This is a genomic window from Saccharopolyspora cebuensis (assembly GCF_039542665.1).
Lineage (GTDB): Bacteria > Actinomycetota > Actinomycetes > Mycobacteriales > Pseudonocardiaceae > Saccharopolyspora > Saccharopolyspora cebuensis.
In genome coordinates this window covers 14,713-27,740 of record NZ_BAABII010000004.1, presented here as the reverse complement: position 1 = coordinate 27,740, position 13,028 = coordinate 14,713, and the positions used below count along the sequence as shown (strand labels likewise).

The following is a 13,028-nucleotide window of genomic DNA, read 5'->3' as shown; positions in this document are numbered from 1 at the left end:
GAGTCACCCAGGGTATCGGTGCGGCTCCGGACCGCTCGCGAGGTGGTTCCTGGCGGCCGGGGGCGATGACGATCACCTTGGTCGAAAAGCCGTCGGCGGCCCCGCTTTTCGGGCAAGGTGGGGCCATGTCCGTGCTGACGCTGCCGGAGGAGATGGCGCTGCTGCTGCACCTGGCGGGCGGGACGCCGGCGTCCCGGCGGCAGGCGTCGGCGGCGTGCGCGGCGGCGGAGCTCGCCGAACTCGCGCTGCGCGGCCGGATCGTGGTCCGGAGCCGACCGGTCGTGGTGGGCGGCGTCCAGGTCCCGCTCGTGCGCCGGGCCGAGATCGAGCCGCGCGGTACCGGGTGGACCGGCCTGGAGTGGGCCGACGGGGTGCTGGCGGAGTTGGCGCGGCGAGGTCCGGGGCCGATCCCGCTGCGCCCGTGGGTGGTGCGGCGCGACCAGCTCCCGCACCACCGCGAGGTGCTGATCGCGCGTGGACTGATGCGCCGCCTGCCGGGTGGGCTGCTCGTCCGGGACCGCCACCTGCCCGATCCGGTGCTGGCCCGGGTGTCGGTGCGGCGGATCGCCGCCGCCGGGCAGCGGGTCGACGGGCGCGGGCTCCTGCTGTCCGATCTCGTCGCGGCGGCCGAGCTGGTCGGCGACCTGGCGCTGCCCGAGCCGGGCGACGACCGGATGAACGACGAGCGCGGGTTCGGCCGGTGGTCGTTCCGCCCCGAGCACCTGCGCGACACCAGCTTCCTGCTCGCCTCCGCCGTGCCGAAGCGCACCCGCTTCGAGGTCAGCGGTGACGGCGACGGCGGCGACGGCGGGGGCGGCGAATGACGAACCACCAGAGGAGCGGAACACCATGCCCGAGAGCCGTTGCGAGCGCTGCGACCTGCCGGTGGGGCAGTGCGAGCACACCCGCCCGCGCGTCCACCACGACGTCGTGCTGATCAGCCCCAGGCGGATGGCCCACCTGCCGGACCGCTGCGTCCACCACAACGACACCGGCATGGGCGATTGGGGCGAGATCCGCGGCGTGGAGCGCGCGTGGGAGCGGATCGGCAACGGTGAGACGCTGACGGCCACCGGTGGCGGGAACCCCACCTTGAGCACGAACCGCCGCTGCGTCCACTGCGTGGGCAGCGCCCCGTGAGCGCGCTGGAGATCCGCCGCTTCGACCACCCGGACGTCGTCCCGCTCGTCGAGCGGCTGCAAGCGGAGTACGTCCGGATCTACGGCGGGCCGGACGACACGCCGACCGACGCGAGCGAGTTCGCCCCGCCCGCAGGCGGTTTCGGCGTCGGCTACGCTGACGGCGCCGCGGTCGCGATGGGCGGCTGGCGGCACCTCGGCGGCGGACGCGCCGAGCTCAAGCGGATGTACGTGGCCGACGAGCACCGCGGTCGCGGGCACTCCCGCGCGGTGCTGCGCTGGCTGGAGGCCGACGCCGCCGCCGGTGGGGTGGCGGAACTGGTGCTGGAGACCAACGAGCGCCATCCCGCGGCCCTCGCCCTCTACCGCTCCGCCGGGTACGCCCGGGTGGCGTCGTTCGGACTCCACGTCGACGACCCGCGCTCGGTCCACCTCGGTCGCGCGCTCCCGGCGGTCGGCGACCGCTCGTGACCCCTCCCGGCACCGGCCCGCGCCGTCCGACCGGCCCCTCGGCAGTCCAGCAGGCGCCTAGAACTGGTAGTAGAGGAATGGGCTGAACGAGCCGGTGGCCACCAGCAGGCCGGAGTAGAGCAGGCCGACGGTGAGCACCGCGACGCGCAGCGCGTTGGCGGGGCGGGACCGCACCGATTCCAGGAACGGGCCCGTCCCGGAGTTCGCGGGCAGCAGCACCACGACCAGGGCCAGCAGCAGGAACACCGCGCGCTGGTTGGTCATCGAGGCCGCCACCACGTCGGTCAACCCGGACAGGTCAGGCACGAGCATGTGGCCGAGCATCATGAACGCGGTGCCGAGGTCGGGCGCGCGGAAGAACACCCAGCCGCACACCACGAGCAGCAGGGTCAGGGCCCGGCGGGCGATCCGGGCGGGCGCGCCGGCGGGGGAGCGGTCCCAGCCGGTGGCCCGCTCGACGACGAGCAGCGCGCCGTGGAACAACCCCCACACCAGGTACGTCCACGCCGCGCCGTGCCAGAACCCGGTGAGCACGAAGATGATCGCCAGGTTGCGGTAGGTGCGCGCGGTGCCGCGCCGGTTGCCGCCCAGCGGGATGTAGACGTAGTCGCGGAACCACCGGGACAGCGACATGTGCCAGCGCCGCCAGAACTCCGTGATGGTCACCGACGAGTACGGCCGCGCGAAGTTCTCCGGCAGCCGGAAGCCGAGCATCCGGCCCAGCCCGATGGCCATGTCGGAGTAGCCGGAGAAGTCGAAGTAGAGCTGCATGGTGTAGCCGAGCGCGCCGAGCCAGGCGATCGCGAACGTCATGTCCTCGGCCGGGGTGGCGAAGCAGGCACCGACCATCGGCGCGAGGGTGTCGGCGATGACGACCTTCTTGGTCAGGCCCCAGGCGAAGCGCGGGAACCCGGCGGCGATGTCGTCGAGCCGGTGGGAGCGGTGCTGCGGGAGCTGGTCGGCGATCTCCCGGTAGCGCACGATCGGTCCCGCGACGAGCTGCGGGAACATCGAGATGTAGGTGACGAACGAGACCGGGTCGCGCAGCGCGGGCCGTTCACCCCGGTAGATGTCCACCACGTAGGAGATGTGGTGGAAGGTGTAGAAGGAGATGCCGATCGGCAGCGCCAGTTGCAGCACCGGGAACTCGCCGCCGAACCACTCGGTGAGCACCGCGAGCTGCGCGGTGGCGAACCCGGCGTACTTCCACACCGCGAGGATCGACAGGTTGAACACCACGGTGCCGATCAGCAGATCGCGCCGGCGCGACCGGTTCAGGTCCCACTCGTCGGGTTCCAGGTGCCTGCCGACGAGGAAGTTCACCACGATGCAGGCCAGCAGCAGGGCCGTGGTGCCCCCCGCCCCGCTGGCGTAGAACAGCAGGCTCGCCACCGCCACCACGGCGTTGCGCCCGGCGCGCGGCGCGATCAGCACCGCCGCGAGCACGGCGGGCAGGAAGTACCACAGGAACAGCGGACTGGCGAACGACATCGGGGCCCCGGGGGTTCAGGAGGCCCGGGGCCTCCCCATCTCACCGCGACCCCGGGACCGGGGCCGCGCACGTGGTGGCGGGCGGTGTCACCGCCTCGCACACCCTAGTCGAGCGGCCCCGCCGATGACCCCGGAACAGGTGAATCCGCGTCGAGTAAGGGGCACCCTGTACCCAGTGACGTGGTACAGGGTGCCCCTCACTCAACTCACGAACGGGTGGGTGTCAGCCCTGGCGCCGGCGGCGGGCGACCTCGGAGAGCACGATGCCCGCGGCGACCGAGGCGTTGAGCGACTCCACCTCGCCGATCATCGGGACCGACACCGTCTGGTCGCAGGTGTCGCGCACCAGCCGGGACAGCCCGCGCCCCTCCGAACCGACCACGACGACCAGCGGTCCGGTGGCCAGCTCCAGCTCGTCGGAGGTGATGTCGGAGTCGGCGTCCAGGCCGACCACCATCAGGCCCTCCGCCTGGAAGTCCTTGAGCGTGCGGGTGAGGTTGACCGCGCGCGCCACCGGCAGCTTCGCCGCCGCGCCCGCGCTGCTGCGCCACGCCACCGCCGACATCCCGGCGCTGCGCCGCTGCGGCACCACCACGCCGTGCGCGCCGAAGGCCGCCGCCGACCGGATCACCGCGCCGAGGTTGCGCGGGTCGGTGACCCCGTCGAGCGCCACGACCAGCGGCGGCAGCCCGGAATCCCGCGCGGCCTGGAGCACGTCCTCCGGGTGCGCGTACCGGTACGGCGGCACCTGGAGCGCGACGCCCTGGTGCAGCGCGCCGCCGGTCATCCGGTCCACCTCGGTGCGCGGCACGTCGACCACCGCGATGCCCTTGTCCCCGGCCACCCGGACGGCTTCCTTGACGCGGTCGTCGATGTCGAGGCCCTGCGCCACGTACAGCCCGGTCGCGGGCACCCCGGCGCGCAGGCACTCCACCACCGGGTTGCGCCCGGCGATCAGCTCGGGCGTGGTCTCGGACTGGGCCTTGCGCTTGGCGCGCTGCTGCTCGGCCTTGGCCTTGGCGTCGGCCCGCTTCTTGGCGGGGTGCGGAACCCGGTCCTGGGCCTTGGGCGTCGGCCCCTTGCCGCGCAGCCCCCGGCGGCGCTGACCGCCGGAACCGACCACCATGCCCTTCTTCGTCCCCGGCTTGCGCGTCGCGCCGCGACGCTTGTCGTTGCCTGCCACAGCTACCTGTCCTTCAAAGTCCACATCGGACCGTCGGGGGTGTCCTCGACGGCAATCCCGCTGTCCAGCAAGCGATCCCGGAGCTGATCAGCGGTGGCGAAATCCCGGTCCGCGCGAGCCCGGGCGCGCTGCTCGAGCATCGACTCGACCAGCTCGCCGAGCGCGCCCAACGCCGCGTCCTCGGCGCCGGACTCCTCGGCCCACTGCTCGGACAGCGGGTCGAGCCCGAGCACGTCGGTCATGGTCCGCACCGCCGCCGCCGCGGTGCGCGCCTCCTCGTCGGCGCCCCGGTCCAGCGCGGCGTTGCCGTCCCGGACCACGCCGTGCACCGCGGCGATGGCCTGCGGCGTGCCCAGGTCGTCGTCCATCGCGGCGGTGAACTCCGGGGTCACCTCGCCGCGCTCGACGCCACCGGTGCGCTGCACCACCCGCCGCACGAACGACTCGATCCGGCGGTAGGTCGCCACCGCCTCGGACAGCCCCTCCTCGGAGAACTCCACCGTCGAGCGGTAGTGCGGGGTCACCAGGTAGTAGCGCAGCTCGCTGGCCCGGGCCCGCTGGAGCACCGCCGGGATCGACAGCGTGTTGCCGAGCGACTTCGACATCTTCTCGCCGCTCATCGTCACCCAGGCGTTGTGCAGCCAGTACCGGGCGAAACCGTCCCCGGCCGCGTGCGACTGGGCGAGCTCGTTCTCGTGGTGCGGGAACACCAGGTCCAGGCCGCCGCCGTGCACGTCGAACTCGGAGCCGAGGTAGTAGGTCGCCATCGCCGAGCACTCCAGGTGCCAGCCCGGTCGGCCCGCGCCCCACGGCGTCGGCCAGCTCGGCTCGCCGGGCTTGGCGCCCTTCCACAGCGTGAAGTCGCGCGGGTCCCGCTTGCCCCCGGCGGCCGACTCGCCCTGCTGCACGTCGTCGAGCCGCTGCCCGGACAACCGGCCGTACTCCGGGTGCGCGGCCACCGAGAAGTAGACGTCGCCGGACGCCGGGTAGGCGTGCCCGCCGTCGATCAGCCGCTGGATCAGCTCGATCATCTGGGTGATGTGCCCGGTGGCCCGGGGCAGCGCCGACGGCGGCAGGCAGCCCAGCCGGTCGTAGGCGTCCTCGAAGGCCCGCTCGTGGGTCGCGGCCCACTCCCACCACGGGCGGCCCGCCTCGTCGGCCTTGGTGAGGATCTTGTCGTCGATGTCGGTGACGTTGCGCACCAGCCGGACGTCCAGGCCGCCGTGCGCCAGCCAGCGCCGCAGCACGTCGAAGTTCAGCCCGCTGCGCACGTGGCCCACGTGCGGCACGCCCTGCACCGTGGCACCGCAGACGTAGATCGACGCCACTCCGGCGCGGCGCGGCTGGAACTCGCGCGTGGTGCGGGTCGCGGTGTCGTGCAGGTGCAGGCTCACGCCCCCGATGGTACGGGTGCCCGGCCGCGCCGAATCACCGCAGGTGCGGGACGCGTCACAGGTCAGGCCAGCAGCCCCGCCACCGCGGCCCGCAGCGCGTCCGGCCGCTCGTCGGTGGGCAGCGGCTGGACCAGCTCGACGCGGCAGCCCAGCGCGGCGGCCCCGCCGTCGGCCTCCTCGCTGTCGCCGATCATCAACGCCCGCTCCGGCGCCACCCCGAGCCGCTCGCAGGCCAGGCGGAACACCGCCGGATCGGGTTTGATCATGCCCTCTTCGAAGGACAGCAGGAACTCGTCGACGTCCTCGGCGACCCCCAGCTCGGTGAACGCGGGGCGGATGTCGAAGGCGATGTTGCTGATCACCGCGACCGGGACCCCGGCCGCCCGCAGCCCGCGCAGCACCCCGGCGGTGTCCGGGTACGGCGTCCAGCACGCCGGATCGATCAGCCGCCCGTAGAGCTCCTCGGCCTGCTCCCGGACCGTCAGCCCGGAACGGCGCAGCACCTCCAGGTACACCTTGCGGTGCAGGACCGGGTCCAGATCGCGCTTCTCCCAGGCCTCCACGTACTCCGGCTCCAGCTCCACGACCTGCCCCGACGGGGCGGTCATCCGGCGCATGATCTCGGCCTGCGCGGCCACGTCGAACGGCTCCCCGCCGGAGTCGGTGAACCCGCCGAGCGACCAGGCGGTCTCCTCGAGGCGGAACAGGGTGCCGGAGAAGTCGAACAGGACAGCATCGATGCTCACGACCTCAGCCTAAGGAGTGGTGCCGGGCGTGGCTAGCGTGGCGGTGCAGGTGGCGGAAACCTCAGCTGCCTTCTCGTCGGGAAGGTGTGGTGGTCCGGTTGTGGAGCGGTGCGGGTGGCGGAACCTCAGCGGCCTTCTCGCTCCGGGCGCCCTTCTTGATGTATGCCCATACACGGCATCAGGGCGTCCTCGCGAGAAGGCCGCTGAGAACCCGCGGCGGTGCCAGTGGCGAGGGTGGGGTAAGGCGGAAGCGGCTTTCGCCGCTTGCCTGACGGTGGTGCAGACGAGCGCGTGCGCAGCCGCTTGCCCGGTGGGGTTGCGGGTGTGCGTTCGCCTGTTCGTGAACTGAGTGAGGGGCACCCTTGTCCGAGTAACTTGGGCAAGGGTGCCCCTCACTCAAGTCCCCGACGGGTGAACGGTATGGCCGCGCGCTTGGGCCGGTCGTTGCCCTTGGGTGGGGTGGTGGTCAGCAGCGGCGGGTTTCGTTGCGCAGGGGGACGACGATGCCCGCGATGCACAGCAGGGTTCCCGCCCAGAGCAGCACCACCGCCACCGCGAGGCCGACCCCGCCGCCCGCGGCCCACAGCAGGCACGCCACCGACCACGACACCACCGGTTGCACGACGAGCAGACGACGCAGCCACCGGTTCCGCTCGATCACCATGATCCGAGGATGGCGGGCCGCGACCCCGGTTCACCAGAGCCGCATCCCCGAGTTTTCCCTGACGTCAGTCCTCGTTACGACGAGGGGACCCGTTCGGGTCAAGCGGGAACAGCAGCGCGGTGGCGATCGCGGCGACGCCCTCGCCGCGGCCGGTGAGGCCGAGCCGGTCGGTGGTCGTGCCCGCGACCGACACCGGCGCCCCGACGGCCTCGCCGAGCACCCGCTGCGCCTCGTCCCGGCGGGTGCCGATCCGGGGGCGGTTGCCGATCACCTGGACCGTGGCGTTGCCGACCCGGAACCCGGCCTCGGCCACCCGGCGGCGGACCTCGGCCAGGAAGTCCGCGCCGTGCGCTCCGGCCCAGCGGTCGTCGTCGGTGCCGAACACGCCGCCGATGTCACCCAGTCCGGCGGCCGACAGCAGCGCGTCGCACAGCGCGTGCGCGGCCACGTCGCCGTCGGAGTGCCCGGCGCACCCGTCCTCGCCGGGCCAGCGCAGCCCGGCCACCCAGCACTCCCGGCCGGGCTCGATCGGGTGGACGTCGACGCCCTGGCCGACGCGGGGCAGCACCTCGTTCACGCGGGTTCTCCTGCCGGGGCCAGCACGGATTCGGCCACCGCCAGGTCGAAGGCGGTGGTGATCTTGAGCGCGTCCGGGTGGCCGGGGACCGTGCGCACCGGCACGCCGAGCCGCTCAACCAGCCCGGCGTCGTCGGTGGCGATGTCACCCGACTCGGCGTAGGCGCGCTGGAGCACGTCGACGGCGAAGCCCTGCGGCGTCTGCACCGCCCGCAGCCGGGTCCGGTCGACCGTGGTGACGACCGCGCCGGTCTCGTCGACCTCCTTGACGGTGTCGGTGACCGGGAGCACCGGGATCACCGCGGGAGCGCCCGCCTCGACGGCGTCCACCACGTCCCGGACGACGCTCGCCGGGGTGAACGCGCGGGCCGCGTCGTGCACCAGCACCACGCTCGCGTCGGGGACCACCCGCAGCGCCTCGTCGAGCGCGCGGCGGACCGAGTCGGTGCGCTCGGCGCCGCCCGCGACCACGTGCGCGGACTCGGTGGCGGCCAGCTCGGCGCGGACCAGGTCCACCTGGTCGGCCGGAGCGGCCACCACGACGTGCCGAACGCGGCCCGAGTCGAGCAGACCCCGGACCGCGCGCGACAACAACGATTCACCCTTGACCGGTACCAGCGCCTTGGGGACGCCGGCACCCAGACGGACCCCGCGACCGGCGGCGGGGACCAGTGCCACCACGCTCACCCGCGCTACACCGCGGTGGCGAGGACTTCGTCCAGCAGGGTCTCGGCCTTGCCCTCGTCCGTCCCCTCGGCCAGCGCGAGCTCGCTGACCAGGATTTGGCGGGCTTTCGCCAGCATCCGCTTCTCGCCTGCGGACAGGCCACGATCCTTCTCGCGTCGCCAGAGGTCGCGCACCACTTCGGCCACCTTGTTCACGTCGCCGGAGGCGAGCTTCTCAAGATTGGCCTTGTACCGTCGGGACCAGTTGGTCGGTTCCTCGGTGTGCGGAGCGCGCAGGACATCGAAGACCCGATCGAGACCCTCCTGGCCGACGACGTCCCGCACGCCCACGATCTCGGCGTTGTCGGCGGGAACGCGCACGGTCAGGTCGCCCTGGGCGACCTTGAGGACGAGGTACTGCTTCTCCTCGCCCTTGATCACCCGGGTCTCGATTGCTTCGATGAGCGCGGCACCGTGGTGCGGGTAGACGACGGTCTCTCCGACCTTGAAAACCATGTGTCCTCTGCCCCTTTCGCTGCGACCAGTTTATCACGGGGGGCAACTGGAGTTCGACCGCCTCTCCGTCCGTCTTCGCAGGTCAGGACGCGGACGGGGCTTGACAAACGGCTGTCGGCCGTGCAAGGCGGCGCCTTTCGGCAGCCTGAAAGCCTCCACTGTGGACGGCTGTGCGGCGCCCGCGGGACCGCCTCGGCACGCCCGATGATGAACTCCGCCGCCACGGGGATTAAGCTCATCTCGGTTGTCCGGCAATCAGGAAGGACGCTGCAACCGTGAGCCGCCCTCAGCACCACAAGGCCCGCCGCCTGCGGTTGATCCCGGCCGCACTCGGGCTCGGCGCCGTCGTCGCCCTCTCCGGCTGCAGTGCCGGCCAGATCACCGAGACCGACACCCAGGTCGCCGCCGTCAACGGCGGATCGGGTGACGTCGGCGAGATCGCCGTGCGCAACGCGGAGTTCTCCTTCCCCGCCGCGGGCAGCGCCTACCCGCAGGGCTCCTCGGCCCCGCTGGAGGTCGTCATCGCCAACGAGGGCCCGGACGACCGGCTGGTCGCCGTGCGCAGCCCGTACGCGGCGAACGTGCAGGTCACCGGCGAGCAGGCGCTGCCGTCCGGGACCGCGCTGCACGCCTACGGCCTGCACGTCCCGGGCCAGGTCCGCCCGCCGGAGCAGCGTGCGGTGAACATCACGGTCAACGGGTTCACCGAGCAGATCACCGCCGGGGTCACCATCCCGGTGACCTTCGCCTTCGAGAAGGCGGGCGAGGTCACGGTGCAGGTGCCGATCGGCCAGGACGTGGAGCCGCGCCCCGAGCACAACAGCCCCGAGCACGGACCGGAGCAGACCGGCCACTGAGCGTTGGGGTGGCCCGCCTCCCGGGCGGAGCCGCCGCGAAAAAGACGTCACCGAGGGCCGTCCGCGCACGTCGCGGGCGGTCCTCGGCGTGTCCGGTCGGACACGCCGGCGCGTGGGCCGCGAGGAGCGGTCGTGGGCGGCGGCTAGCCTCGGACCGTGCCCACCAAGAACGCCCGCGCCGCCCGTCCCGGATTCCGCTGCGCCGACTGCGGCCACGAGGTCGCCAAGTGGGTCGGCCGCTGCCCCGGCTGCCAGGCGTGGGGCACGATCGAGGAGGTCGCCGCGCCGCGCCCGGCGCTGTCCAAGGTCAGCTCCGGCGCGCCGTCCACCCCGGCCCGGCCGATCGCCGAGGTGGACCTGGACTCGGCCCGCTCGGTGTCCACCGGCATCGCCGAGCTGGACCGGGTGCTCGGCGGCGGCATCGTGCCCGGCGCCGTGGTGCTGCTGGCCGGGGAACCGGGTGTGGGCAAGTCCACGCTGCTCCTGGAGGTCGCGCACCGCTGGGCCGCGGGCGCCTCGCCCGGCCCCTCCCTCTACGTCACCGGTGAGGAGTCGGCCGGCCAGGTCCGGTTGCGCGCCGAGCGCACCGACTCGGTCCACCCGGAGCTGTTCCTCGGCGCCGAGAGCGACCTCGGCGCGGTGCTCGGCCACGTCGACGCGGTGCGCCCCGGCCTGCTCATCGTCGACTCGGTGCAGACCGTGCAGTCGCCGCAGGCCGAGGGCAGCCCCGGCGGGGTGACGCAGGTCCGCGCGGTGACCACGGCGCTGGTGGCGCTGGCCAAGGAGCGCGGGCTGCCGGTGGTGCTGGTCGGGCACGTCACCAAGGACGGCGCGGTGGCCGGGCCGCGGGTGCTGGAACACCTGGTCGACGTGGTGCTGCACTTCGAGGGCGACCGGCACTCCGCGCTGCGGATGCTGCGCGGCGTGAAGAACCGCTTCGGGCCCTCCGACGAGGTCGGCTGCTTCGAGCAGCGCGACGACGGCATCGCCGAGGTGCCCGACCCGTCCGGGCTGTTCGTGAACCGGGAGCAGCAGGAGCAGGTCGAGGGCACGGCGGTGAGCGTCCTGGTGGAGGGCAAGCGCCCGCTGCTGACCGAGGTGCAGGCGCTGGTGACCCGCTCGACGATGGCCGTGCCGCGCCGCGCGGTGAGCGGCCTGGACTCGGCGCGGGTGTCGATGATGCTCGCGGTGCTGAACAAGCACACCGCGGTGGGCACCCACGACCAGGACGTGTTCGCCGCCACGGTCGGCGGCATGAAGGTGACCGAGCCCGCCGCCGACCTCGCGGTCGCGCTGGCGGTGGCCTCCTCCTGCTGGGGCAAGCCGCTGCCGTCGAACCTGGTCGCGGTGGGCGAGGTCGGGCTGGCGGGGGAGATCCGCCGGGTCACCGGCGTCGGCAGGCGGCTCGCCGAGGCGGCGCGGCTCGGCTTCGAGCGGGCGCTGGTGCCGCCGGACCCGGGGCCGCTGCCGGACGGGATCCGGGCCACCTCCGTCGCGACGATCAAGGACGCCGTCGCGGTGCTGCGCCGGGGCCGGGGATGACGCCCAGCAGCGAGGAACTGCGGTCCGCGCTGGCCTGGCTGGCCCCCGGCACCGCGCTGCGCGACGGGCTGGAGCGGATCCTGCGCGGGCGGACCGGCGGGCTGGTGGTGCTCGGCTACGACGCGGTGGTGGAGGCGCTGTGCGACGGCGGCTTCCACCTCGACGTGGAGTTCAGCGCCACCCGGCTGCGCGAGCTGTCCAAGATGGACGGGGCGGTGGTGCTGTCCACCGACGCCACCCGGATCGTGCGGGCCAACGTCCACCTGGTGCCCGACGCCCGCATCCCCACCGAGGAGTCCGGCACCCGGCACCGCACGGCCGAGCGCACCGCGATCCACACCGGTCACCCGGTGGTGTCGGTGAGCCAGTCGATGAGCATCATCAGCCTCTACCTGCGGGAACACCGGCACCTGCTGATCGGCTCGCCGGACATCCTGTCCCGGGCGAACCAGGCGCTGGCCACCCTGGAGCGCTACACCGACCGGCTCGCCGAGGTGGCGCAGGTGCTCTCGGCGCTGGAGATCGAGGATTCGGTGACGCTGCGCGACGCCATGGCGGTGGTGCAGCGGATGGAGATGGTGGTCCGGATCGCCGACGAGATCACCGGTGACGTGGTGGAGCTCGGCGAGGACGGGCGGCTGATCGCGCTCCAGCTCGACGAGCTGGTCGGCGGCTTGGACCTGGACCGCGAGCTGATCGTGCGGGAGTACCTGCCGACCGGCGGGGCGGTGCCCGCGCCGGAGCAGGTGGACGCGGCGCTGCGCGCCCTGGACGGCACCGAGCTGCTGGACCTGGCGGCGATCGCCCGGGCGTTCGGCTACCCGGCGACCGCCCTCGACCAGCACCTGAGCCCGCGCGGCTATCGGCTGCTGGCGCGGGTGCCGCGGCTGCCCGCGAGCACCCGGCGCGAGCTCGTCGAGCACTTCGGTTCCTTGCAGGACCTGCTGGCCGCGTCGGCGGAGGACCTGCGGCGGGCGGGGATCGGCGAGCACCGGGCCCGGACGGTCCGGGAGGGGCTGTCCCGGCTGGCCGAGACGTCCATCGTGGACCGCTACGCCTGAGCGGCGGGCGTGATCCGGAACGGCGCCGGGGCGCTGGTGATGCCGTCGAGCCGGGCGGTGACCTGGTACTCGCCGGACGGCACCGGTTCGCCGGCGGCGGCGCAGCCGGGCACCGAGCCGCGCCCGGTCCAGGTGATCTCGTGGCGGACGGCGCCGCCCGGTTCCAGCACCGGGAGCTCGTTGGTGGACTCGATGGCGCAGTCCGCGCTGGACCAGACGCGCTCGCCTTCGGCGGTGTGCACCACGACCTCGCGCAGCATCCGGTTGGTGTCGCGCACGCAGCCGGTGTCGCCGACGTTGGTCAGCACCGCGGTGAACTCCACCCGCTCGTCGGCGCGGAACTCGGGCCGGGCCACCTCGGCGGCGATCCGCAGCGCGGAGTCCGGGCAGGGCGGTGGGGCGGGTTCGGCGGCCAGCGCCTCGGGCGGCGGGGGTGGTGCGGCGACCGGTGCGGGAGGTTCGGCGGGCCCGTCGAGCAGCGCCACCGCGCCCCAGCCGGCCAGCACCGCCGCGAGCGCGGCGGCGCCCAGCGCGAGGGCCCGGCGGCGCCAGTACACCGCGGGCGGCAGGGGACCGGAAGGATCGAGCACGGTCCGACGGTAACCCGGCACAAGATCCATTCGGCCCAACCGAACACCACCCGATAGGCGCAAACCTGATCACCCGCCGTGATCACGTCCTGAGTTCGAACCAGGTGAGGGGCACCCTGTACCCCGTTACGTG

The 13,028-nt window shown here is 73.4% G+C and carries 15 protein-coding genes; 6 read left to right on the top strand and 9 right to left on the bottom strand.

Translation table 11 applies throughout. From position 1 onward, the window contains the following. The first annotated feature begins 125 nt into the window (after window positions 1–125). Genes ABD976_RS06670 through ABD976_RS06660 form a run of 3 tightly spaced genes read left to right on the top strand, consistent with a single transcriptional unit; the run spans window position 126 to window position 1,610 of the window. Window positions 126–824, top strand: coding sequence for a GPP34 family phosphoprotein (locus ABD976_RS06670; RefSeq protein WP_345358879.1), 699 nt, complete (start codon window positions 126–128; stop codon window positions 822–824). A 25-nt stretch (window positions 825–849) separates the two neighbouring features. Beyond that, on the top strand, window positions 850–1,140 hold the full coding sequence (locus tag ABD976_RS06665; RefSeq protein ID WP_345358876.1) for a hypothetical protein: 291 nt from the start codon (window positions 850–852) through the stop codon (window positions 1,138–1,140). Further along, complete coding sequence (locus tag ABD976_RS06660; protein WP_345358873.1) at window positions 1,137–1,610, top strand: GNAT family N-acetyltransferase; 474 nt, start codon at window positions 1,137–1,139, stop codon at window positions 1,608–1,610. Before ABD976_RS06665 ends, ABD976_RS06660 begins: the two co-directional genes overlap by 4 nt. Window positions 1,611–1,667: 57 nt before the next feature. Here ABD976_RS06660 and ABD976_RS06655 read toward each other — a convergent pair whose 3' ends face one another. From ABD976_RS06655 to ABD976_RS06620, 8 genes are all read right to left on the bottom strand, one after another. Further along, window positions 1,668–3,101: an MBOAT family O-acyltransferase gene (locus ABD976_RS06655; RefSeq protein ID WP_345358870.1), complete on the bottom strand. Its 1,434-nt coding sequence runs from the start codon at window positions 3,099–3,101 to the stop codon at window positions 1,668–1,670. A gap of 223 nt (window positions 3,102–3,324) precedes the next feature. Further along, a complete protein-coding gene (rlmB, locus tag ABD976_RS06650; RefSeq protein ID WP_345358867.1) occupies window positions 3,325–4,284 on the bottom strand; it encodes a 23S rRNA (guanosine(2251)-2'-O)-methyltransferase RlmB in 960 nt (319 codons plus the stop codon). A 2-nt stretch (window positions 4,285–4,286) separates the two neighbouring features. After that, window positions 4,287–5,678 (bottom strand): cysteine--tRNA ligase, encoded by a 1,392-nt coding sequence (cysS, locus tag ABD976_RS06645; RefSeq protein ID WP_345358864.1) that lies wholly within the window; start codon window positions 5,676–5,678, stop codon window positions 4,287–4,289. A 62-nt stretch (window positions 5,679–5,740) separates the two neighbouring features. Next, entirely contained in the window at window positions 5,741–6,424 is a 684-nt protein-coding gene (locus ABD976_RS06640) for an HAD family hydrolase (protein WP_345358861.1), read from the bottom strand. Between the two features lie 466 nt (window positions 6,425–6,890). After that, the gene (locus ABD976_RS06635) at window positions 6,891–7,088 is read right to left on the bottom strand and encodes a hypothetical protein (protein WP_345358858.1); all 198 of its coding nucleotides are present in this window, start codon (window positions 7,086–7,088) and stop codon (window positions 6,891–6,893) included. A 64-nt stretch (window positions 7,089–7,152) separates the two neighbouring features. After that, window positions 7,153–7,665 carry a 2-C-methyl-D-erythritol 2,4-cyclodiphosphate synthase gene (gene ispF / locus ABD976_RS06630; RefSeq protein WP_345358855.1) on the bottom strand — a complete coding sequence of 171 codons (513 nt, stop codon included), beginning with the start codon at window positions 7,663–7,665 and terminating at the stop codon, window positions 7,153–7,155. Then, window positions 7,662–8,351 (bottom strand): 2-C-methyl-D-erythritol 4-phosphate cytidylyltransferase, encoded by a 690-nt coding sequence (gene ispD / locus ABD976_RS06625; protein WP_345358852.1) that lies wholly within the window; start codon window positions 8,349–8,351, stop codon window positions 7,662–7,664. The genes ispF and ispD overlap by 4 nt, the downstream gene beginning before the upstream one ends. Before the next feature lie 5 nt (window positions 8,352–8,356). After that, entirely contained in the window at window positions 8,357–8,845 is a 489-nt protein-coding gene (locus tag ABD976_RS06620) for a CarD family transcriptional regulator (protein ID WP_009947449.1), read from the bottom strand. 275 nt (window positions 8,846–9,120) lie between these two features. On the opposite strand from ABD976_RS06620, the gene ABD976_RS06615 reads away from it, so the two are divergent. From ABD976_RS06615 to disA, 3 genes are all read left to right on the top strand, one after another. Further along, the gene (locus ABD976_RS06615; protein WP_345358849.1) at window positions 9,121–9,702 is read left to right on the top strand and encodes a copper chaperone PCu(A)C domain-containing protein; all 582 of its coding nucleotides are present in this window, start codon (window positions 9,121–9,123) and stop codon (window positions 9,700–9,702) included. Window positions 9,703–9,858: 156 nt separating this feature from the next. Then, window positions 9,859–11,244, top strand: a complete 1,386-nt coding sequence (gene radA, locus ABD976_RS06610; protein ID WP_345358846.1) for a DNA repair protein RadA — start codon at window positions 9,859–9,861, stop codon at window positions 11,242–11,244. After that, window positions 11,241–12,305: a DNA integrity scanning diadenylate cyclase DisA gene (gene disA / locus ABD976_RS06605; protein ID WP_345358843.1), complete on the top strand. Its 1,065-nt coding sequence runs from the start codon at window positions 11,241–11,243 to the stop codon at window positions 12,303–12,305. Before radA ends, disA begins: the two co-directional genes overlap by 4 nt. On the opposite strand, the gene ABD976_RS06600 is transcribed toward disA, so the two are convergent. After that, the gene (locus tag ABD976_RS06600; protein ID WP_345358840.1) at window positions 12,296–12,895 is read right to left on the bottom strand and encodes a hypothetical protein; all 600 of its coding nucleotides are present in this window, start codon (window positions 12,893–12,895) and stop codon (window positions 12,296–12,298) included. The genes disA and ABD976_RS06600 overlap by 10 nt on opposite strands. Window positions 12,896–13,028 lie beyond the last annotated feature (133 nt).